Annotated in this window: 20 protein-coding genes; 10 read left to right on the plus strand and 10 right to left on the minus strand. The window is 60.8% G+C overall.

All coding sequences use genetic code 11. From position 1 onward, the window contains the following. Positions 1 to 25 precede the first annotated feature (25 nt). Together HDF09_RS04720 and HDF09_RS04725 are read right to left on the minus strand one after the other, a co-directional pair. Positions 26 to 466, minus strand: a complete 441-nt coding sequence (locus HDF09_RS04720; protein ID WP_311718675.1) for an ATP synthase subunit I — start codon at positions 464 to 466, stop codon at positions 26 to 28. Further along, positions 459 to 722, minus strand: a complete 264-nt coding sequence (locus HDF09_RS04725) for an AtpZ/AtpI family protein (RefSeq protein WP_183762134.1) — start codon at positions 720 to 722, stop codon at positions 459 to 461. The genes HDF09_RS04720 and HDF09_RS04725 overlap by 8 nt, the downstream gene beginning before the upstream one ends. A 111-nt stretch (positions 723 to 833) precedes the next feature. Between HDF09_RS04725 and HDF09_RS04730 the strand changes: the two genes are divergently transcribed. The 4 genes from HDF09_RS04730 to HDF09_RS04745 are packed head-to-tail and all read left to right on the plus strand — an operon-like array spanning position 834 to position 4,459. Next, on the plus strand, positions 834 to 2,612 hold the full coding sequence (locus tag HDF09_RS04730) for a lysine--tRNA ligase (protein WP_183762137.1): 1,779 nt from the start codon (positions 834 to 836) through the stop codon (positions 2,610 to 2,612). Between the two features lie 57 nt (positions 2,613 to 2,669). Beyond that, a complete protein-coding gene (gene cyoE / locus HDF09_RS04735; protein WP_183762140.1) occupies positions 2,670 to 3,626 on the plus strand; it encodes a heme o synthase in 957 nt (318 codons plus the stop codon). Between the two features lie 4 nt (positions 3,627 to 3,630). After that, a complete protein-coding gene (locus tag HDF09_RS04740; protein WP_183762143.1) occupies positions 3,631 to 4,194 on the plus strand; it encodes a DUF420 domain-containing protein in 564 nt (187 codons plus the stop codon). Between the two features lie 7 nt (positions 4,195 to 4,201). Beyond that, entirely contained in the window at positions 4,202 to 4,459 is a 258-nt protein-coding gene (locus HDF09_RS04745; RefSeq protein WP_260180921.1) for a hypothetical protein, read from the plus strand. 84 nt (positions 4,460 to 4,543) lie between these two features. Here HDF09_RS04745 and HDF09_RS04750 read toward each other — a convergent pair whose 3' ends face one another. From HDF09_RS04750 to HDF09_RS04775, 6 genes are all read right to left on the minus strand, one after another. Beyond that, positions 4,544 to 5,638 (minus strand): DsbA family protein, encoded by a 1,095-nt coding sequence (locus tag HDF09_RS04750; protein WP_311718680.1) that lies wholly within the window; start codon positions 5,636 to 5,638, stop codon positions 4,544 to 4,546. 41 nt (positions 5,639 to 5,679) lie between these two features. Then, positions 5,680 to 7,359 (minus strand): NAD+ synthase, encoded by a 1,680-nt coding sequence (locus HDF09_RS04755; protein ID WP_183762146.1) that lies wholly within the window; start codon positions 7,357 to 7,359, stop codon positions 5,680 to 5,682. 16 nt (positions 7,360 to 7,375) lie between these two features. Continuing rightward, on the minus strand, positions 7,376 to 8,890 hold the full coding sequence (locus tag HDF09_RS04760; protein ID WP_183762149.1) for a sugar transferase: 1,515 nt from the start codon (positions 8,888 to 8,890) through the stop codon (positions 7,376 to 7,378). Positions 8,891 to 9,148: 258 nt separating this feature from the next. Next, positions 9,149 to 10,069, minus strand: a complete 921-nt coding sequence (locus tag HDF09_RS04765; protein WP_183762164.1) for an ABC transporter ATP-binding protein — start codon at positions 10,067 to 10,069, stop codon at positions 9,149 to 9,151. Between the two features lie 70 nt (positions 10,070 to 10,139). Continuing rightward, entirely contained in the window at positions 10,140 to 10,871 is a 732-nt protein-coding gene (mobA, locus tag HDF09_RS04770; protein ID WP_183762167.1) for a molybdenum cofactor guanylyltransferase, read from the minus strand. Beyond that, positions 10,871 to 12,274, minus strand: coding sequence for a dipeptidase (locus tag HDF09_RS04775; protein WP_183763376.1), 1,404 nt, complete (start codon positions 12,272 to 12,274; stop codon positions 10,871 to 10,873). The genes mobA and HDF09_RS04775 overlap by 1 nt, the downstream gene beginning before the upstream one ends. Before the next feature lie 156 nt (positions 12,275 to 12,430). Here HDF09_RS04775 and HDF09_RS04780 point away from each other — a divergent pair, with 156 nt between their 5' ends. From HDF09_RS04780 to HDF09_RS04790, 3 genes are all read left to right on the plus strand, one after another. Next, positions 12,431 to 12,838 carry a cupin domain-containing protein gene (locus tag HDF09_RS04780; protein ID WP_183762170.1) on the plus strand — a complete coding sequence of 136 codons (408 nt, stop codon included), beginning with the start codon at positions 12,431 to 12,433 and terminating at the stop codon, positions 12,836 to 12,838. A gap of 138 nt (positions 12,839 to 12,976) precedes the next feature. Further along, on the plus strand, positions 12,977 to 13,795 hold the full coding sequence (locus HDF09_RS04785) for a class I SAM-dependent methyltransferase (protein WP_183762173.1): 819 nt from the start codon (positions 12,977 to 12,979) through the stop codon (positions 13,793 to 13,795). Between the two features lie 173 nt (positions 13,796 to 13,968). After that, positions 13,969 to 14,793 (plus strand): hypothetical protein, encoded by an 825-nt coding sequence (locus HDF09_RS04790; protein ID WP_221269994.1) that lies wholly within the window; start codon positions 13,969 to 13,971, stop codon positions 14,791 to 14,793. A gap of 53 nt (positions 14,794 to 14,846) precedes the next feature. Here the strand turns inward: HDF09_RS04790 and HDF09_RS04795 are convergent, their stop codons facing one another. Continuing rightward, positions 14,847 to 15,317 (minus strand): MarR family winged helix-turn-helix transcriptional regulator, encoded by a 471-nt coding sequence (locus HDF09_RS04795; protein WP_183762176.1) that lies wholly within the window; start codon positions 15,315 to 15,317, stop codon positions 14,847 to 14,849. 42 nt (positions 15,318 to 15,359) lie between these two features. Here HDF09_RS04795 and HDF09_RS04800 point away from each other — a divergent pair, with 42 nt between their 5' ends. Next, on the plus strand, positions 15,360 to 16,988 hold the full coding sequence (locus tag HDF09_RS04800; protein WP_183763382.1) for a DHA2 family efflux MFS transporter permease subunit: 1,629 nt from the start codon (positions 15,360 to 15,362) through the stop codon (positions 16,986 to 16,988). Between the two features lie 126 nt (positions 16,989 to 17,114). Here the strand turns inward: HDF09_RS04800 and HDF09_RS04805 are convergent, their stop codons facing one another. Then, positions 17,115 to 17,882, minus strand: coding sequence for a bestrophin-like domain (locus HDF09_RS04805; protein WP_183762179.1), 768 nt, complete (start codon positions 17,880 to 17,882; stop codon positions 17,115 to 17,117). Positions 17,883 to 18,010: 128 nt separating this feature from the next. Here HDF09_RS04805 and HDF09_RS04810 point away from each other — a divergent pair, with 128 nt between their 5' ends. After that, entirely contained in the window at positions 18,011 to 18,565 is a 555-nt protein-coding gene (locus HDF09_RS04810; protein WP_183762182.1) for a DUF4232 domain-containing protein, read from the plus strand. Between the two features lie 129 nt (positions 18,566 to 18,694). Next, a complete protein-coding gene (secA, locus tag HDF09_RS04815) occupies positions 18,695 to 21,742 on the plus strand; it encodes a preprotein translocase subunit SecA (protein ID WP_183762197.1) in 3,048 nt (1,015 codons plus the stop codon). Positions 21,743 to 21,776 lie beyond the last annotated feature (34 nt).

A 21,776-nucleotide genomic window follows, 5' to 3' on the forward strand; every position in this document is an offset into this window, starting at 1 on the left:
CCCATCAAATCCGCGAACGCCCGGCCTAAACCGTCCACGCCTTCATCAGCCTCAAACCCTCGACTGTCAGTGCAAACACACCCAAAGCGAGGCCTGCGGCAAGCGCGTAGACCGAACCATTCAGAATCTTAAGGCTAACATAAAGCAGCACTACCGTCAGCCCCAGCCGCAGGAAGAAACCGAACAAAATCAGCCCCATCGGCTTCGCCTTTCCTCCGCCATCCATGCGGACCATCACTGCCGTCATCAGCCGCAGCCACTCGAACAGCCCCGACCCCGAGATCAGCGCCCCCACCATCAGCAAAACCGCAGACTGCCACCCCATCTTCCACCACACCAGCGGCGCCGCAACCAAGGTAATCACCACCAGCAGCCGCAACGCGCTCAAAATCGTCCGTTTGAAGTCCGCGTCGCTGAAGCTATCCATCGTCTTCACAAGATCACCCTCACCTGCGCTCTTATCCACGCTTGATATACCGCGACGCCGTCCGAAAGATCTGTACGAATCCCGCCGCCGCCCCAATTAGTATCCCTACAATCGCGATCCAGCCCTGATGAAAGTGCCGATCCAGCCAACTCCCCCCCAGCCACCCGATCAAGCACCCAGCCGGCAGTGCGATAGCCAACTGGATCATCGACTCAGCCTTCACCAACTCGCCGAGCGCACCCTTCCCGCCGCCACCCGCATCGTTACCGCCGTTCCCTGCTCCATCATCCGCCATAGCAGGACTATTACACCACGCACAGCACCCACTGACACACCGAAGTATCCTTCGCAGCCCTCATGCCTCGCTATACTGGGGTGTCAGTAACATCCAGCCAAAGGAATCCCTGTGTACGAGTCGGAGTTCGAAAAAAATCTTTACCAGCAGCGCCGCGACAAGCTGCAGCAGATCGCCGCCCTGGGTCAGCTCGAAGGCCTCAGCCTCGCGGAGGCGACCTATCCCAATCACTACGCCGCCAGCCACACCATCCCCGAGATCCGCGCCGCCTACGACTCCCTCACCGCCGAGCAGTTCGATGTTGACCCCATCCTCGTCAGCATTGCTGGCCGCATCATGGCCATCCGCGTCCAGGGCAAGGCCGGCTTCGCGCAGCTGCAACAAGGTGGCCAGCGCTTCCAGATCTACGTCCGCAAAGACGACGTCGGCGAAAACACCTTCGCCCTCTACAAACTCCTCGACCTCGGCGACCACATCGGCGTCCGCGGCCATCTCTTCCGCACCCGCACCGGCGAGCTCACAGTCCACGTCGGAAGCTTCGACAATCTACCCGCCCTGACCTTTCTCACCAAGGCCATGCTCGCCCTCCCTGACAAGTACCACGGCCTCGAAGACACCGAGCTTCGCTACCGCCAGCGCTACGTCGACCTCTTCATGAACACAGGCGCCACCAAACACGCCACCCCGGAAGAATCGCGAAATGACGGAGCGCAAAGCGAACCACTAGAACCCGAAACTCCAAACGTTCGCGAGGTCTTCGTCAAGCGCGCCGCGATCCTCCGCGCTATCCGCAAGTTCTTCGACCGTCGCAGCTACCTCGAAGTCGAAACCCCGATGATGCATCAGGTAGCCGGAGGCGCAGCCGCACAGCCCTTCACCACGCATCACAACGCGCTCGACCTCGACCTGTTCCTCCGCATCGCGCCCGAGCTCTATCTCAAGCGGCTCGTCGTAGGCGGCCTCGACCGCGTCTACGAGATCAATCGCAACTTCCGCAACGAGGGCATCAGCACCCGCCACAACCCCGAGTTCACCATGCTCGAGTTCTACCAGGCCTACGCGAACTATCACGACCTGATGACCCTCAGCGAAGAGCTCATCATCTGCGTCGCGAAAGAAGTCAACGGCACCACTATCACCCACTTCAATGGCCACGAGATCGATCTCGGCAGATGGACCCGGCTCTCCATGCGCGAGGCCATCATCAAGTGGTGGCCGCCGAACGCGCCTATTCAACCAACCGTAGAAGATTTTTCTTCCGAGGAAAAGTTCAGGGCGCTCATCAACGAGGGTGAAAAGTTCGCCGACCCGGAGAAGTCCTCCTTCGATCGCGCCCTCAATCGTCTCGGTGCAGACTGCCACTTCGTTCGCGAGTTCGTCCTCGATAAAGGCGCACCGTACGGCAAAGCCATCTCCGATCTCTTCGAGCTGAGAGCCGAGGCCCTGCGAGGCGGAGAGATGGGCATCGAAGAACCCCTCATCCAGCCCACCATCATCTACGACTTCCCTCTGGCCGTCAGCCCCCTCTCGAAGATCAAGCCCGACGAGCCCGACTGGGTCGAGCGCTTCGAGTTCTACATCGGCGGCTTCGAAGTCGGCAACGCCTTCTCCGAACTCAACGACCCCGACGACCAGCGCACCCGCTTCGAGCAGCAGATGGCCGAAAAAGCCCGCGGCGACGACGAAGCCCACCAGATGGACGAGGACTACGTTCGCGCCCTGGGCTACGGTCTCCCCCCCACCGCGGGCGAAGGCATCGGCATCGACCGTCTCACCATGCTCCTCACCAACTCCAAGTCCATCCGCGACGTCATCCTCTTCCCCTTGCTCCGACCCCAGGTGAAGCAGGCTGACGCAGCCGACGCCAAGCATGGAGAGTCCGCCGAATAGCGCACAAGCGGCGACGCCAACCCCGTCGCCGCGCCCCAAACGCGTTATCCTTACTCTGTGGCCACCTCCGCGACAACCGATGCAGTCCTCGCGCCCGCGAAGCCCCATTCGCTGCTCGCCGACTACGCCACCCTCTTCAAGCTCCGCGTCTCCACCATGGTCATCATCACCGCCGGAGCAGGCTTCTACCTGGGCAGCCTTCAAAGCGGCATCAGCCCCTTCCACGCCGGTCTCCTCCAGGCTCTCGCGGGAATCGCCGTCGTCACCTGCGGCAGCAGCGCGCTCAACCAGGCCCTGGAACGCAAGACCGACTCGCTTATGCGCCGCACCGCCTCACGCCCCATGGCAGCCGGCCGAATCTCTCTCACGCACGGCCTCATCCTGGGCTTCGCGGCCATCTTTCTGGGCTCTCTCTACCTCGCCTACACCACCAACCTCCTCACCGGAACCCTGACTCTTCTCACAGCGATAGGCTACGTCGCCATCTACACCCCGCTCAAGCGCGTCACCACCATCAACACTTTCATCGGCGCATTCCCCGGAGCACTGCCGCCCCTCATCGGCTGGACTGCCGCACGCGGCATCATCGAGTGGCCCGGCGTAGCTCTCTTCGCCATCCTCTTCGTCTGGCAGTTCCCTCACTTCATGGCCATCGGCTGGATGTACCGCGAAGACTACGCCCGCGCCGGCATCCGCCTCACGCCCAACCTGCCCAACACCCAGTACGCCGCGCAGAGCACGGTCATTCAGGCGCTCTTCTACGCGGTCCTCATGATCCCCGTCAGCCTGTGGCCCGCAATGTTACACACCACCGGCTACTTCTATGCGGCAGCAGCGACGATCCTCGGCACAGGCTACCTCTGGTACACCATCCGCTTCGCGCGCATCCTCCGCAATCCCGACTCCGACTCCTCGCGCCTCGTAGCCCGCGACCTGCTCCGCGCCTCAGTGATCTATCTCCCACTACTCTTAGCCGCAATGATGCTCGACGCCAAAGGACGCCTGCTCTTCTAGACCCATGCCCTCATCGACACAACAAGTCAATCCGGAATACCGCACTCCCCCTGCTGTCATCGCTTCGATCATCGCCGTTAGCGCGATCGCATCGCTCTTTCTCGCGTGGCTTGTCTATTACCACCCTCCGGTCGACGTAGCAGGCACTCATCTCGCCTTCCTTCCCGCGCTCGACGCCGTCCTCAACGCCCTCTGCGCCGTCTTCCTCGTCATCGGATATCGTTTCATCCGCCGCCGTCAGATCACCGCACACCGCAACAGCATGTTCGGCGCCTTCATCGTGTCGAGCGTCTTCCTCGTCGCCTACATCGCCAACCACGTCCTCCACGGCGACATGCTCTTTCCCAAGGCTTATCCCACAGCACGCTTTATCTATCTCTGGATCCTGCTGACGCCGCACATTCTTCTCGCGATCATCTGCCTGCCCATGATCCTGATCACCTTCTTCCTGTCCCTCACCGGCCGCTTCCCCGCGCATCGCCGCCTCGCTCGCTGGACCTATCCCATCTGGCTCTATGTCTCGGTCTCCGGAGTCATCGTCTACGCGATGCTCGCCGCATACCGGTAGCCCCTCCTTGAACACGCAAACTCCAAGCACGACTCTTATGCAGCCAGACACCCGCAAGCTCCTCCGCACCGGCCTCCTCATCTTCGGGACTGGAGTCGTCGCAGCCGCACTCATCTTCACCAGCTTCGGCGGCGTCACCCGCCATCAGGGCCCCCACACCAACCTCGGCTGGCTATCCCTGATGCTAGCCATGGGCTGCCTCCCCACCGGCTTCCTCACGCTTCTTCTGGCAGCTATCAAACTCCTCGGCGACCGCCACCGCTGACTCTCCGCTCAATAAAAAAGCCCCGATCATCATGATCAGGGCTTCCTCATCAAACCATTTCACAACGAACAAAACGCAGAAGCATTACTTCCCGAGCGTCGGAGGATTCGAGCTGCTACCCACCGCCGGCCCGGTCGCTCCCGTGCTCACGCCATCGAGTGACGCCTGGTACGAGATGATCGTCTTCAGCGTCTCGTACGGAATTCCAGCCAACGGCAACAGATGCCCGTTCACCGCGAGCATCGGAGTCTGGTCGATGCCCACATCCTGCGCCAGCTTGATCGAAGCATCTACCTGATCCTTGGTCGCCGGAGTCGCCGCGCACGCATCGATCGCCGCCGGATCCAATCCAGCCTTGGTCACCGCATCCTTCAGCGTCTGATTCCCCGTCTCGTTCGTCAAAGCAGCCTGCGTATCGAACACCGCGGCAGAGTAGACAAAGAACGCATCGTTCTTCTGCTTCTGCACGCAGTACCCATAGGCCGCTGCCTTGAACGCGAAGGGGTGCAGGTCCACCAGCGGAAAGCTCTGGTACACCACACGTGCGTTCGGGAAGTCCTTCACCAGCTGGTCCATCGTGGACTGCGCCTCTTTACAATGCGGGCACTGCAGATCGGCAAACTCCACTAGAAGAAGATCCTTGCTCGTCGCACCGCGCGTCGCACCATCTGCGCGAGCCTGCAGCGTCTTACGCAGATCAGCAAACGGAGTCGCGCCAAACGGCACCACCGTGTCGCCCGCAACCGCATGCTTTCCATCCGGCGTCACAAAAAACACCGTAGGCTGCACCTTCGCATTGGGACCCTTGCCCGACACAAACACCACCACCTTGCTCACACTCGGCGCCGAGGTGGTCTGGATCGCCTCCACCCGCCAGATACGGTCCGGATCGTATCCCCACAGGGCCTTCAAAAACGCATTGACCGTATCCACCGTAGGCGTAGACGCCGTAAAGTACTTCTGATTCACCGGAGGAAACGGATCCGCCTTGGTATCCTGCCCCAGGCTCTGCAGCTTCAAGGGAGCGTCAGCCTTCTGTGCCGCAGGAGCCGTCTGCGCCGCAGGAGCCGCTGCAGTCTGGGCCCCGGCCACTGCCGTAACGCTGAGAGCCGTCACCACTCCCGCCAACATCCAATTCGAAATCTTCCCGTTTAAAATCTTCCCATTTAAAATCTTCAAAGACACCATCCTCCGCCGTCGCTATCCACGCAGCTTCTCTATTACACCTGAACCTTGACCGCAATGGGAAACCGCCGCCCCATTCCGAACGACTTTCTCGTAACTTTCAACACCGGAGCCGCCTGCTGCCGCTTGTATTCGCTCTTCTCAACCAGCTGCAGCACCGACCTCACCAGCGCCACATCCAATCCCTGCTCCTCGGCGATCTGCTCCGCCGAGCAATACCGCTCCACATAAGCCTCCAGGATCGGGTCCAGCACCTCATACGGCGGCAGCGAGTCCGTGTCCCGCTGCTCCGGCCGCAGCTCCGCCGAAGGTGGCTTCGAGATCGTCTCCCACGGAATAACTTCTTTGACGCGGTTCACATACCGGCTCAACGCATACACTTTCATCTTCATCACATCGCCAATCACGGCCAGCGCACCAACCATATCGCCGTACAGCGTGCAGTATCCGGTCGACATCTCGCTCTTATTCCCGGTCGTCAACACCAGCGCGCCAAACTTGTTCGACAGCGCCATCAGCAGCGTCCCACGAATCCGCGGCTGCAAGTTCTCCTCCGCAAGCCCAAACGGCGTCCCCGCAAACAGCGGCTGCAGCACATGCTGAACCTGCGCGAACACATCATGGATCGGCAGCAGCTCAAACCTCACGCCAAGGTTCTTCGCCAGCTTCCGCGCATCCTGAATCGACCCCAACGATGAGTACTCCGTCGGCATTCCCACACCTATCACATTCTCCTTGCCAAGGGCCTCCACCGCAATCGCCGCAACCAGCGCCGAATCAATCCCCCCACTCAAACCCACCAGCACCTTGCTGAACCCGCACTTCCGCACGTAGTCCCGCGTCCCCAGCACCAGCGCACTCCACATCGCAGCGACCTCGTCCACCTGAATCGCAGCCGCGATCGCCTCTCCATCCCGTGTATCGAAGACCACCAGATCCTCAGCAAACGAAGCCGCCCGCGCCACTACATGACCATCCGGCCGAATCACCAGCGACGAGCCATCAAACACCAGGCTGTCGTTCCCGCCCACCTGGTTCGTCATCGCCACAAACGCATGATGCCGCCGTGCCAGCGCAGCCAGCATGTTTTGCCGAACCTGCGGCTTTCCCTGCCAATAGGGCGAAGCCGAGATATTCAGAATCACCCGCTGCTGCCCCACCAGCTCCTTCGACTGCGACTCCCACCGCCCCATCAGCTTCTCAACCGGATCGACCGGATACATCTGCCGCGGCCAGAATCCCTTGTCGTTCCAGGCGTCCTCGCAGATCGTAATCGCCAGCGGCTCCCCGCCGACACACACCAGCGTCTGCTCCGTCGCCGGCTCAAAGTATCTCTGCTCGTCGAAGACGTCGTAGAACGGCAGCAACATCTTCTGCTGCACAAAGCTCACCCTGCCCCCATCCATCAGCGCCGCGACGTTCCTCACCTGCTTGCCCACGCTGGCCTTGGTAGCCATCACCGTGCCACACAGAATCGCCGGTCGACCCGCAACAGCGGTCCAGCCTGCAAGCTCCGCAACCACCTGCTCTGCCCTCGCAACGAAGGAAGCTTTCTCAAGAAAATCCGCCGGCGGATACCCACACACCGCCAACTCGGGAAAGACCACAAGACCCACGCCTAACGCCTCGGCACGAGCCGCATATTCAAGAATCTTCTTCGCATTCCCGGCGAAGTCCCCCACCGTCGGGTTGATCTGGGCAAGCGCTATCTTCACCCTTCAAGTCTACCGCTTAGGAGCCTGTCCCGCTCAACACCACACCCACCGTGCGCGCCAGAATCCGAAGATCCATAATCAGACTCCAGTTCTCGACGTACGCCGTATCCAGCGAGATATAGCTGTCGAACGAGGGATCCTGCCGCGCCTCCACCTGCCACAGCCCGGTAATGCCCGGCAGCACATCCAGCCGCCGCAGATGCGCAAGATCGTACTGCTCCACCTCAGCCGCCATCGGAGGCCGCGGCCCCACCAGGCTCATATCGCCCTTCAGCACGTTATAAAACTGCGGCAGCTCATCGAGCGAATACTTCCGCAACACCCTGCCTACCTTCGTAATCCGAGGGTCCTTCTTGATCTTGAACAGCACGCTGTCGCGCTCGTTCATGTGTTCCAGATCGGCCTTCAACTTATCCGCGTTCTGCACCATCGTTCGAAACTTGTAGCAGGAGAACGCGCGACCTTTTCGCCCAATCCGCTGCGCCTTATAAAAGATAGGCCCCGGAGAGTCCAGACGAATCGCAACGGCAATCGCCAGCATCACAGGCGCAGTCAACACCAGCCCAATCACTGAAACTGTCGTATCCAGCACCCGCTTCAGCAAAAATCCGCCGATAGGAAAGTCTCTGCGGTGCAGCGGAATCGTCGGAAACTGACCGACATATTCGACCTTCGCATTCCACGCCAGGCCGTCATACATATCCGGAACCACGCGGACATCGATGCCGGCGATCCGAGCCTCTTCCACCATGCGGATCACCATCTTCTCTTCCGCCGGAACGGAAAAGAAGATCTCATCCACAAACAACGATCGTGCCAGCGACAGGCAGTTCCTCGCATCGCCAATCACATCCGCGTTGCCGGACTCCGCCTCACGCTCGGTCAACGCCACAAAGCCCTTGAATCGAAAACCCAGATGCTGCAGCGTGTCGATATGGTTCCTCAGCGCGTGCCCCACGCGCCCTGCGCCCACAATCAAGACATTCCGCGTCTCAATGCCTGCCCGGAATCGCCGATAGACCATCCTCCGCCACAACGCGCGCCGCAGACACAGCAGCACCGTCGTAAACACCACCATCAACCCAACCACGATTCGGGAGATCGCCTCGCCGCTCGACAGGTAAAGCGTCCCGCACAGAAGCAGGCCCGAGGTCAGCGATGCCTGAATCGTCATCCTCTGTTCATGCAATCCGCTATGGTGCTGAATCGTCCCATACAGCCCATACGACCGCGTAAAGAAGATCAGGCAGATTCCATACCAGCCAATATAAAAAAACAGAAGATTCGGGGAAGACCTGATCAGATGCGGGAGCACATGCAGCGTAGGCACATCCGCGGGTGTCGCTACACGGAACCTTAGAGCTACAACCGCCGCAATCACCACGGTCAGCAGGTCCAGCGAGGCCCACACCGTGCTCGTGATCGACGGCCTGCGGAAGACCCCGTCGCCGGCCCTTGACGCGCGTCTTCCATTCCCAGCGTATTTTCTCTCTGAAACGATGACCTGCTGCAGATAATCCGGTGTCGCCATAGCGAACGCCTTTCAACTCAAATAGTCCCAGGGCCTTATAGTCGGTAGGATGCCCAAAGTTGAAGCTCAGGGGTATCGTCGATAAAAAAAGACGCCAAATAATACAGTGCTGCGGGTCATTGAAAATTTTGGATGCTATCTGGAGCATACGTCTCAGACCGGGGCTTGGCAACACATACTGCAACAGTTTGCAGAACAGCTATAACACCTTCATGGGAGTCGCTTTAACGGAGCCGCGCCTTGCCTCATGCCATAACCCTAGACCGGAGTCACCAACTCATCCAGCGCCAGAAACTCCTGAAGGATCGGATCCCGACTGCGTTCCATCTCTTCCATCGTTCCAAAGAAAATCGCTTTGCCTGCGCTCAAAAACACCACTCTATCTGCGAGCTTCTTCGCCAGCCGCATGTCGTGAGTCACCACAATGCTGGTGAGATGCAACTGTTGCTTCAACCGTTCAATTAAATCTCCGAGAAGATGTGCCATCAGCGGGTCCACCATCGTCGTCGGCTCGTCATACAGCACCGCCTCCGGCTGCGACGCCAACGCCCGCGCAATCGCAACCGACCGCTTCATCCCTGTCGAGAGGTCAGACGGCAACAGGCTTTCCATCCCCGCGACCCCCACCATCTCCAGCAGCCCCTTCACCACCTGCAGAATCTGGTCCTCCGCCATCTCCCCGCGCTCCCGCATCGGAAACGCGACGTTCTCTCCCACCGTAATCGAGTCGAACAGCGCTCCGTTCTGAAAGACCATCGTCACCTTGCGGCGAATCTCCTGTAACTCCCTCTCCCCGAAGCCACAGATATTCTCCCCCGCAACCTTGATCATCCCCTTATCCGGCTTCAAAAAGCCCAGCAGCATCTGCAGCGACACCGACTTACCCACGCCGCTTCGTCCCAGGATGCACAGCGTCTCCCCCGGCAGCACGTAGAAGCTCACATCCTCCAGCACCACAAACTCGCCGAACGACTTGTACACATGCTCAAACGAGATGTAGGGCCCCGGCTTGTTCTTCACATCCGGCACAGCCTCGGCAGCAGCCTCATTCTGCTCCGCCGCCTGCTGGATAAAATCGCCCACCTCCACCGACACATCCTCCGACACGCTCTCAATCAGCGGAGTATCCGCGGTTACCTCAGGCTGCTGTTCCTCGATCTTGTCATCCGGCTCTGCCATCTCAGCGACTCCCACCAACCAAATCAAGACACAAATCTAGCCTAACCCATCGCCCCCGCTATGTATCCCGCTATGTATCCAGTGCATCGACATGCCGCTCCGCCTCCGCAAACTCCTCCGGCGTATTCAAATTCGCAAACCAGAGATGCTTCGCCGCCTGCTGCGCCTCGGTCGTTGCCAGCCAGACTTCTTGCCGCGGACCGTATAGATTTGGCGTCGCCTCAAACTTCGATTGATCGCTCCATGGCAAATTGCGGAATGTCATGCCGAGCACGACTCCCTGCTTCTCGGCCAGTTCCCTGCCCGCCCGCTCCAATACCGGATACAACTTGAACTCCCCCCGCTCTACCGCACTCGCCACAAAGGGGGCGGCGTCCCGGTGAACCATCGCCAGCGTGGGCTGCGGAAGGCCATCCACCGTAAACATTGCCAGCCTCGCTCCCCTTTCCTTCTCAACCAGCGTCCTGCGAACCCAGTGGCGCAAAAACGCCGAAGGAAGAAACGGCATATCCACCGGCATAAACAGATTCCACTCAAAGACCGAGTGAGCCAGCGCCGCCTCCATCCCCCCCATTGGCCCGCAACCGGGATGCAAGTCAGCCACAATCGGCGCGTACGCCGCAAGCTCTGGGTTGCCGCTCAGAATCCGTACATCCATGCACACCCGTCGCAGCTTCGTCACCGCATGGCGCACCAGCGGCTTACCCGCCAACTCCAGCAGAGCCTTGTCCCGCCCCATGCGCGAACTCTTCCCACCCGCCAGCACATATCCGCCGACCTCTTCCGGGACCGGGCAGGCCATCAGGCACCCACGCCACTCAAAAACCGCACAATCGACTCGATGCCGCGATGAAAGTTCGCCAGATGAAACTTCTCGTTCGGCGCATGAAGGTTGTCATCCGGCAGCCCGAATCCCATCATCACCGTCGGCACCTTCAGCTCCCGCACAAAGTCCCCCACAATCGGAATCGACCCCCCGCCACGCACAAACACAGTCTCCTTCCCGAACACCTCGCGCATCGCCTCCGTCGCAGCCTTCACGTAAGAGTTATCCGTGCTCACCACAATCGGATCGCCCGCATGAATCAACCGCACCTCGAGCTGCACTCCCTTCGGCGCAATCGACTCCACATAGGCCTTGTACCTCCGAAAGCTCTCCGCCGGAGTCATATCCGGCACCAGCCTCATGCTCACCTTCGCCACGGCCTTCGCGGGAATCACAGTCTTAGCGCCCACTCCAACAAACCCGCCCGGCATCCCATGCACATCGAGCGTCGGTCTCGCCCACGTCCGCTCCTGCACACTCAACCCCGGCTCGCCCGTCAGCACACTCGACCCAACCTCCGTCGCGCAATAGTGCTCTTCATCAAAAGGCAGCGCCTTCCACGCCTTCAACTCATCCGCCGTCGGCTTCTGCACCTCGTCATAAAATCCCGGAATCAAAATCTTCCCGTTCTCATCCTTCAACTTCGCAATCACCTGAGCCAGCGCGACAAACGGATTCGGAGCCGCCCCGCCATACATCCCCGAGTGCAGATCCGTCTTCGCCCCGCGAGCCTCAATTTCGGTGTAGATCATCCCGCGCAGCCCCACGCACAGCGTCGGCAGCTCCGGCGCAAACATCTCCGTATCGCTCACCAGCGCCACATCCGCCTTCAGCTGATCGCCATGCTCCCGCACAAACGCAGCGATCCCCTCCCCGCCAACCTCTTCCTCTCCCTCAACGATCACCCGCACATTCACCGGCAGCGTCCCACCGCCCGCAGCCATCAGCGACTCCAGCGCCTTCACATGCATCCACATCTGCCCCTTGTCATCCACCGCACCGCGAGCATAGATATTCCCATCCCTCTCCGTAGGCTCAAACGGAGGCGACTTCCACTCATCCAGAGGCTCCGCCGGCTGAACATCGTAGTGCCCATAACAAAGCACCGTAGGCTTGGCCTTCCCATCCGCTCCCGGCGCCGCATGCAACCAGTCCGCATACACCAGCGGATGCCCCTTCCGCCCCGCAGTACTCGTCTCAATCAGACGCACGTTCTCCATCCCAATCCTCTTCAGCTCAGCCGCAACAAACTCCGCAGCCCCCCGCACATCACCCGCATGCTCCGGAGCCGTAGACACCGAAGGAATCCGCAGCAGAGCCTTCAACTCCTCAACAAAACGCCCCTTGTTCTCCCGCCCAAACGCAACCGCAGTCATCATCTTCGTCGTCACCGATTCACTCCCAGAGAGCATTCTCCCGCCGGCAAAATCCCTGCCCGGCAAAACACAAGTATATGTCCGCTCCCCCGGGCCCAATCATTCCCCTTGCATCTCATCCCTCACAAAGCGTAATTAATCCGGGCCGAGGAAAACAAAATGACCACCTCCCTCAAAGACGGCACCATGATCGACAAGATGGCGCAGTTCGACCTACCCCAGGAGATCGCCGACTCCGAGCAGAAGAAGCCCTGGCAATCCGGCCAGTACGCCAAGACCCTGTTCAAGAAACACGACCTCCGAGTCGTCCTCATCCTCATGGAGAACGCAGCCAAGATGAAGGAGCATCACGCGGACGGAACCCTCTCCGTCCAGGTCCTCAAGGGGCAGATACGTTTCACCGTCCACGGCAAGCCCCACGACCTCAAAACAGGAGAGCTCATCACTCTCGGCGCCTCCATCCGGCACGAAGTAGAGGCCCTTCAGGACTCCGCCTTCCTCCTCACCATCTCCTGGCCCAGCAATCAGGATCTGCTGGCTATGAAGCATCGCGGTTACGGCACCTAGCGTCGTTATCTCTGAAACACACATAATGTCCTGTCTGAAAGAAGCGCCATCACTCTTACGGGTCGGCGCTTCCTTATCCCCGCACAGAAAATTCTTATCTTCCTCGCAAAAAGGCGCGCGTCGGCGAACAATAAGCAGATGAGCGCCCACCTCAAAACCGGCCAAACCTGGAACACCGAAGACTACGCCGCCAACGGCCGCTTCGTCGCCACCCTAGCCTCTGACGTCGTCGCTCTCCTCGCCCCCCAACCCGGCGAACACATCCTCGATCTCGGCTGCGGCGACGGCGCCCTCACCGAACAACTCGCTGCCACCGGCGCCATCCTCACCGGCGTCGACGCCTCACCCACCATGCTCGCCGCCGCCCGTGAGCGCAGCCTCCACAGCGCCGTCAATTTTGCTGGCGCCCGCAGCTTTGCTGTAGAACAACAGGACGCAACCGCGCTCCCCTACAACAACCAGTTCGACGCCGTCTTCTCCAACGCCGCCCTCCACTGGATCACCGGCATCTCCGGCCATCAGGCCACGCTCGCCGGCGTTCACCGCGCCCTCCGCAGCACCAATCCACAAGCCCGCTTCGTCGCCGAGATGGGCGGACACGGCAACGTCGCCGCCATCCGCACCGCACTCCAGGCTACCCTCGCGCCCTTCCACATCGACGCCGAAGCCACCGCCGCCAGCTTCTTCCCCTCGCCCGCACTCTATCGCCGTCTCCTCGAATCCGCGGGCTTCACGGTCCAATCCATCGCGCTCATCCCTCGCCCCACGCCGCTCCCCAACGGCATGGAGTCCTGGCTCAACACCTTCCGCAACGGTGTCCTCGACCGCCTCAATCCACACGATCGCACAGCAGCACTCACTGACACCATCGCCCTGCTCGAGCCCATTCTCCGCGACGCCGACGGCAACTGGATCGCCGACTACGTTCGCCTTCGCTTCCATGCCACCCTCAGCTAAGCGCCACAAATCCCAAAGCAAATCCCAGAGCAGATCCCCAGAGCAAGCCCGCATCTTACTCAAATCTCTCGCCGCACCCGTGCCCAAGAATCAATTAAAAGTCGATGAATCATCTCAGCCAGACCAAACATCATAGTTTTACGTCTAATGAACTAACTTAATACCTAATGCCTATGAAAATAAAATCAGGTCACTCCCTCTGCGCCACCAATTTGTTCCTGTCACTGTATCTTTTCTGCGGCAACGCAGGGGCACAGAACAGACTGAACTCCCTCTCGGATAAGCCCGCCGCTTTCAAAACAGTCAGTATTGACACAGCCTCATCGTCCTCGCTCGACAACTCCGACCTTCCCGACGCTCCTCAGGCCCCGATCTCAGGCCCGGTCGCAAAGCAGGAAGGTGTTCAAACCAAGCGCATCCTCGGCATCTTTCCAAACTTCCGCGCCGTCAGCGCCAACGTTCACCTACCCCCGCAAACACCCCTAGAGAAGTTCAAAACTGCTACGCAGGACAGCTTTGACTACTCCTCCATCTTTCTTCCCGCAGCGGTCGCCGGCATCAATCAGGCTACAAACTCCACGCCCGAATTTCGTCAAGGCGCCGCAGGCTACGGACGCTACTACTGGCACGCCTTCGCCGACCAGGCCGTGGAAAACTACACCGTTGAGGCTATCTTCCCCGTCATCACCCGGGAAGACAACCGCTATTACACGCTGGGACACGGTGGCTTCATGAAGCGCGCTGGCTACTCTCTAAGCCGCGTCGTAATTACGCGGAACGACGCCGGAAATGAGACCTTCAACATCAGCGAGATCGTCGGTGCAGGAGCTGGCGCCGGACTCTCCAACCTTTACTACCCCTCGAGAGAACGTACTTTCGGCAATACCGCCAGCAAATGGGGGTCAAACATCGGTATCGACGCCGGCACCTTCCTCTTTCACGAGTTCTGGCCCGACATCAACCACAAACTATTCCACGGCAAACAACCCAGCCAGTAAACCAACGGCCTGCCTTCCCCACGGCAGGCCGTCCTGGCTTCTCTCCTCAGGCTCTACCGGCCGTCAGACTCCGGCCCAAGATTCGCAAGGCACTGCTCCAGCACCCCATTCAAAGCCTTGATCGAATTCTCCGCTACCCCCCGCCAGAGCTTCCCTTCGATCTCCTTCACCATCTTCTCCGCCGTCTGGAGCAGCTCTTCCCCCTCCGCAGTCAGTTGCGCCGTAAGAATCCGGTCATTCCCCCGCCCTTTATTCCGTACAATCCATCCGTCTCTCTCCAGCCCCGACAGCAGCGACTGCGCCGACTGCGGTGTCATGTAGCACAACCGCGCCAGCTGAGCCCCCGACAGCCCCGACTGCTCCCGAATCGTCTTCAGAATGTGCAACTGAGCCGTCGTCACGCCATGGGGCCGCAGCGCCTCGTCCATCTGGCTGCGGAAGTGGATCAGGATGCGCTTCATCATCTGCGCCGCCCGCCGTCTCTCCGCCTGTCGTTTCGTACCGTTAGAATTTAAAGAAACCATATCAGTCTCCTGATATCATATCAGGAGACTGATATGGCAACAATGACTGCACCTTCGTCCGCGCTCGCCCGGCCTACGCCCCCTGCCGCGCCCGCTGCGTGGAAGCCCCACCACAACCCCTGGGCCATCGCGCTCACCGTCACCCTCGCCACCTTCATGGAGGTCCTCGACACCTCCATCGCCAACGTCGCCCTGCCCCACATCGCCGGCACCCTCGGCGCCAGCTCCGAAGAGGCCACCTGGGTCCTCACCAGCTATCTCGTCTCAAGCGCCATCGTCCTGCCCATCTCCGGCTGGCTCTCCAACCGCTTTGGCCGCAAGCGCTTCTACATGGTCTGCGTCGCCCTCTTCACCATCTGCTCGTTTCTCTGCGGCATCGCCAACACGCTTCCCCTGCTCATCGTCGCGCGCATCCTTCAGGGCGCAGGCGGCGGCGGCCTCGCCCCCAGCGAACAAGCCATCCTCGCCGACACCTTCCCCGTCGAAAAGCGCGGCCAGGCCTTCGCCGTCTATGGAATGGCCGTCGTCGTCGCACCCGCCATCGGCCCTACCCTCGGCGGCTGGATCACGGACAACTTCAACTGGCACTGGATCTTCTTCATCAACATCCCCATCGGCCTCATCTCGCTCTACCTCAGCAACCGCATGGTCGAAGATCCACCCCACCTCAAGGAGCGCATGGAGCAGGCCAAGCACCTCAAGATTGACTTCCTCGGTCTCGGCCTCGTCGCACTCGGTGTAGGCTGCCTCGAGTTCACCCTCGATAAAGGCCAGGAGAAGGACTGGTTCGGCGATCCCATGATTCGCACCTTCGCCATCCTCGCCGCAGTCACCCTCATCTTCTTCACCTGGTGGGAGTGGCACCACCCCGACCCCATCGTCGACCTCAAGCTCCTCAAGAACCGAAACTTCGGCACCGCCGTCTTCCTCCAGCTCATCCTCGGCATGGTCCTCTTCGGCTCGACGGTCCTCATTCCTCAGTATCTCCAGGGCCTCCTCGGCTACACCGCAGAACGCGCCGGCATGGTCCTCTCCCCCGCAGGCTTCGTCATGATGATCATGATGTTCGTCGCCGGCCGCAGCCTCGGCAAATTCGACCCCCGCCTCATGGTCTGTCTTGGCTACCTCGTCACGGCCATCGGCATCTTCAACCTCACCCGCCTCGACCTCAACGCAGCCTTCGGCACCGTCACCCTCTGGCGCATGCTTCAGGTCATCGGCCTCGCCTTCATCTTCATCCCCATCAGCACGCTCAACTACGTCGGCGTCCCTGCCAGCAAGACCAACCAGATCTCCAGCCTCTCCAACTTCGCCCGCAACCTCGGCGGCAGCGCAGGCACAGCACTCCTCACCACCTACCTCGCGCGCAACGCCCAGGTCCAGCAGGTCACTCTCTCGGCCAACGTCGTTCGCGGAAGCGTCCCCTACAACCTCTACATGGACCGCATGAAAGAGATGCTGATGTCGCAGGGTATGTCCGCAGCCAACGCCTCACAGATGGCCGTCGGTCAGGCCTACCAGCAGATGCTCCGTCAGGCCTCGATGCTCAGCTACAAAAATGCCTTCGCCATCCTCGCCTGCACCATCTTCCTGCTCACGCCGCTGCCCTTCATCATGCGCCTCCCACCCAAGCGGGCCAAACCCGACCCCGAAGCCATGGGCGGACACTAACTCCCTGGCCTCAACGCCCTAATCCAGCATCTCGGACACACCCTACAGCGGCAAAAAACCGGGTGCCCCACATCTCGATTTTGAGATGTGGGCTCTCGGCGACGCCTTTGAATAAGCGATGAACCCCTAACGAGCCGCATCCAGCTGCATGATCGTCTGAGCACGCTCAAACGCAATCGGGCTCACCGACACCGAACCCTCAAACGGCCGCGCCAGGTCCGCAATCGCAGTCAGCGTCACCGCCACCACAAACGTCAGCGCCAGCACCTGGCAATAGTGCAGCCACTTATTGTCATTCCCCAGCAGACACGAAGACCCCACCGTCGCGCCCCCGCCCGCCAGTAGCAAAATCCACAACACAACCGGCAGCCGCACACGAAGCTGCTCCTCCCGCAGACTGCGCCTCTCCGACAGCTCACTCAACACCCGCGTCAGGTGGTCCACGCTGTTCGCCGCGCCGGCATCGTCCTTCAGAGCCGCGAGCAGCTTCCACATATCCACCTCAATCACCTCTCCCGCCCGGCTCTCCTGCTGACGCTGCATCGCCGGCCACTCCTGGTGCACCACCGCATCCGCGTACTTCAGCCCCAGCGCGCGAAACGCCTCTCTCTCCGCAGCCGGCAGCGCCGAGGCCACCCGCGTAACGGTCAACAGAGAGCTAGCCTCCTGCGCCGCATTCACCTCCGCCGCTCGAAAGTCTATCCAGACGGTATAAAGCATGAAGCCCAGAATCACTCCATACGTCGTGCCCAGTATCCCCAGCTGCCATCCCGTCACATCATTGATCAGCTTGCGATTGGGAATCGGCCACGCCCGATTGAGCACCAGCACCATCGCCACCGAAACCAGCATCGCCAAAACCACCAGCAAGCTACTCTGCACGTAACTCAGCATAAGATTCCCGCCTGAACGAACTGCCGCAACTGACAAGTCAGCTTACATCCCGCCTCCGCTTCCCGCCATTCCCAAAGTCACTCGAAAACATCTCACCAGATTCACAAAGAAAGACTAAAATTCTCGCAGTGAACAAACCAGCCTCCAACGCGGTCTATGTAGTCGTCGCCGTGGTTCTCATCCTCGCCTCTTCAGCGAGCGCGACTCCGCTGCCCTCCGCGTCCACCCTGCTGGCCTGCACCGCCGCGCAGCTCTCGCTCTCCTTCGACGGCGAAAACGGCAACTTCGACGGCATGTCGCAGTCCGGCACCCTGCTGGTCCTTCGCAACATCGGCGGCGAAACCTGCATCGTCCCCGGCCGCCCCACGCTCGCCTTCGAAGACGCCTCAAACACCAAACTCCCCATCTCCCTCGAAACTCCGCCTGGCATGCACCCCGGCCCGGTCATCCTGCCCGTAGCGATCCCTGCCAACGCAGAAGCAACAGGCGAACTCCACTGGGTCTCCGGCGAAGTCTTCGACAACAGCAAGTGCTTCACCCCGGCCTTCGTTGCCATAACCTTCGCCGCCGAAACCCTCCGCGCTCCCTTCACCGGCCACCTCTGCGCACCCTCAGGACAAGACGCCAAGTACCGCTTCGCCTACCTCAAGCGCGACCCGGTCTACGTCCGTTCGAAATCCTAGCCGCTCGAATCCCTCACTCGCGAGCTTCAGATTTGCCGTATCTCAAACGGCCAACATCACTTCCAACCGCGCCACCCATACCAGTTACACTAGTATTTGGGACAAAGTGCGCCCCCGAAGGATACCGTTTTGCTCAACTCAGTCATTGCAAAAGTCTTTGGCACCAGTAACGAACGCGCCGTCAAGCGCATCCAGCCCACCGTCGCGCAGATCAACGCGCTCGAGCCGACCATTCAGGCGCTCTCCGACGAGGCTCTGCGCAACAAGACCGCCGAGTTCCGCCAGCGTATCGCCGACGCCATCTCCCACATCGCCGACACCCCAGAGAACGCCGACGAGCGCAACGCCGCCGAAAAAGAAGCCCTCACCGCCATCCTGCCTGAAGCCTTCGCCGTCGTCCGCGAAGCCGGCAAACGCGCCGTCGGCATGCGCCACTTCGACGTCCAGCTCATCGGCGGCATCGTCCTCCACTCCGGCAAGATCGCCGAGATGAAGACCGGCGAAGGAAAGACCCTCGTCGCCACGCTCCCCTGCTACCTCAACGCACTCGCCGGCCGCGGCGTCCACGTCGTCACCGTCAACGACTACCTCGCCAAACGCGATGCCGAATGGATGGGCAAGATCTACGGCTTCCTCGGCCTCACCGTCGGCGTCATCGTCCACGACCTCGACGACCAGCAACGACGCGACGCCTACGCCTCCGACATCACCTACGGCACCAACAACGAGTTCGGCTTCGACTACCTCCGCGACAACATGAAGTTCGAGCTCAAGGATCAGGTCCAGCGCGGCCACTACTACTGCATCGTCGACGAAGTGGACTCCATCCTCATCGACGAGGCCCGCACCCCGCTCATCATCTCCGGCCCCACCGACCAGACCACCGACAAGTACGCCCGCGTCAACGTCATCATCCCCAAGCTCGAGCTAGGCGAACTCATCGAGACCGTCGAAACCAAAACCTGGTCCGGCGACTACGTCGTAGACGAAAAGACCCGCTCCATCACCGTCACCGACGAAGGCTGGGAGAAGATCGAAGGCCTTCTCGGCATCGGCAACATCGCCGACCCCGAAAACTGGGACCTCAAGCACCACGTCGAAGTCGCCATCAAGGCCCACTCCCTCTACAAGCGCGACGTCGAGTACGTCGTCAAAGACGGCGAAGTCATCATCGTCGACGAGTTCACGGGCCGCCTCATGCCCGGCCGCCGCTGGTCCGACGGGCTACATCAGGCCGTCGAAGCCAAGGAAGGCGTCGCCATCCGCAAGGAAGACCAGACCCTCGCCACTATCACCTTCCAGAACTACTTCCGCATGTACAAAAAATTAAGCGGAATGACGGGTACTGCGGAGACCGAAGCCGCCGAGTTCGACAAGATCTACAAGCTCGACATCGTCGTCACCCCCACCAACCGCACGATGCGCCGCATCGAAAACGCCGACGTCGTCTACCGCACCGCGCAGGAAAAATACTTCGCAGTCGCCGACGAGATCGCCCGCCTCCACGGCGAAAAGCAGCCCGTCCTCGTAGGCACCACGTCGATCGAAAAATCCGAACTCCTCTCCGAGATCCTCAAGCGTAAAGGCGTTCGCCACGTAGTCCTCAACGCAAAGTTCCACGAGAAGGAGGCAGAGATCGTAGCGCAGGCCGGTCGTCTCGGCATGGTCACCATCGCCACCAACATGGCAGGCCGCGGCACCGACATCCTCCTCGGCGGCAACGCCGAGTTCATGGCCCGCCAGGACCTCGTCCGCAAACAACAAGCCCGCGCAGTCTCCGCAGCCGAAGGCATCATCAGCCCCGTCGCCGGCCCCGGCATGGTCCGCTTCTACTACACCGGCCAGGAGTTCGAAACCACGCAAGCCAACTGGGACGCCGCCACCGCAGCCCACGAGGGCGCAGCCAAAGCCGAGCACGAGAGCGTCATCGGCGCAGGCGGCCTCCACATCCTCGGCACCGAGCGCCACGAGTCCCGCCGCGTCGACAACCAGCTCCGCGGCCGCGCCGGCCGTCAAGGCGACCCCGGCTCCTCGCGCTTCTTCCTCTCGCTCGAAGACGACCTCATGCGCATCTTCGCCCGCGAGTGGGTCTCCACGCTCCTCCAACGCCTCGGCATGGAAGAGGGTGTCCCCATCGAATCCGGCATGATCTCCCGCCGCATCGAGGCCGCGCAGAAGGCCGTCGAAACCCAGAACTTCGAGTCCCGCAAGCACGTCCTCGAGTACGACGACGTCATGAACAAGCAGCGCGAAGCCGTCTACGGTTTGCGAAGGCAGCTCATGGAAGGAGTAGACCAGAAGCAGCTCATCACCGAGGATTACACCTCCACCATCCTCTCCAACATCCTCGACGAAAACGCCCCCGAAAAGGTCCACGCCGACGAGTGGAAGCTCGAGCCTCTCTTCGCGCAGATCTACGACATCTTCGGCGCACACCTCGAAAAAGAGATCGACGCCACGGCACTCAACCGCCACGAACTAGGCGAAGCCATCTTCCAAAACCTCCGCGCCCGCTACGACATCAAAGAAAACATCCTCGGCGCCGAAGCCATGCGCTACCACGAGCGCATCGTCATGCTCTCGGTCCTCGACGGCCTCTGGAAGGATCACCTCCTCGCGATGGATCACCTCAAAGAGGGCATCGGCCTCCGCGGCTACGCGCAGCAAGACCCACTCGTCGCCTACAAGAAGGAGTCCTTCGAGATGTTCGAAGGCATGATGATGCGCTTCCAGGAAGACACCGCCCGCCACCTCTTCCGCATGCAGATCATCGGCCCCGACGGCACCCCCATCGAATCCGCAGAGCAGCTCGCTCAAGCCCAGGCCCACGCGCAGGCTCTGGCTCAGGCCCAACAAGCCCAGCAGCTATCCGCAGCCAACGCCCAAAACGCACTCCCACCAACCGGCCCACCGCAGCACACCAACGCCCCAGCCGCGCGTCAAAACGTGCCAACCGCACCACCCAACCGCGCACCCTCCACCACCATCGACGCCCTCGAGCGCGAGTTCCAAAAGAAGAAGCAGCGCGAACTAGAGCAGGCCCGCTCCGTCAGCTCCTCCTCTGCCGACACCAACGGCTCCGGCCCACGTCACGCCGGCGAAAAAGTAGGCCGCAACGACGAGTGCCCCTGCGGCTCCGGCAAGAAGTACAAAAAATGCCACGGAGCCAACGCGTAGAACGAGCAAGTCAGCGCGGAATGAGCAAGTCAGC

This window comes from Edaphobacter lichenicola, assembly GCF_014201315.1.
Taxonomy (GTDB): Bacteria; Acidobacteriota; Terriglobia; order Terriglobales; family Acidobacteriaceae; genus Edaphobacter; species Edaphobacter lichenicola_B.

Bases quoted from the DNA above. Each gene is read 5' to 3' on its own strand.
- HDF09_RS04725 (WP_183762134.1), bottom strand. From the start codon at position 722: ATGGCGGATGATGGAGCAGGGAACGGCGGTAACGATGCGGGTGGCGGC.
- HDF09_RS04740 (WP_183762143.1), top strand. From the start codon at position 3,631: ATGCCCTCATCGACACAACAAGTCAATCCGGAATACCGCACTCCCCCT.
- HDF09_RS04760 (WP_183762149.1), bottom strand. From the start codon at position 8,890: ATGGCGACACCGGATTATCTGCAGCAGGTCATCGTTTCAGAGAGAAAA.
- HDF09_RS04765 (WP_183762164.1), bottom strand. From the start codon at position 10,069: ATGGCAGAGCCGGATGACAAGATCGAGGAACAGCAGCCTGAGGTAACC.
- mobA (WP_183762167.1), bottom strand. From the start codon at position 10,871: ATGGCCTGCCCGGTCCCGGAAGAGGTCGGCGGATATGTGCTGGCGGGT.
- HDF09_RS04775 (WP_183763376.1), bottom strand. From the start codon at position 12,274: ATGATGACTGCGGTTGCGTTTGGGCGGGAGAACAAGGGGCGTTTTGTT.
- HDF09_RS04780 (WP_183762170.1), top strand. From the start codon at position 12,431: ATGACCACCTCCCTCAAAGACGGCACCATGATCGACAAGATGGCGCAG.
- HDF09_RS04785 (WP_183762173.1), top strand. From the start codon at position 12,977: ATGAGCGCCCACCTCAAAACCGGCCAAACCTGGAACACCGAAGACTAC.
- HDF09_RS04790 (WP_221269994.1), top strand. From the start codon at position 13,969: ATGAAAATAAAATCAGGTCACTCCCTCTGCGCCACCAATTTGTTCCTG.
- HDF09_RS04795 (WP_183762176.1), bottom strand. From the start codon at position 15,317: ATGGTTTCTTTAAATTCTAACGGTACGAAACGACAGGCGGAGAGACGG.
- HDF09_RS04800 (WP_183763382.1), top strand. From the start codon at position 15,360: ATGACTGCACCTTCGTCCGCGCTCGCCCGGCCTACGCCCCCTGCCGCG.
- HDF09_RS04805 (WP_183762179.1), bottom strand. From the start codon at position 17,882: ATGCTGAGTTACGTGCAGAGTAGCTTGCTGGTGGTTTTGGCGATGCTG.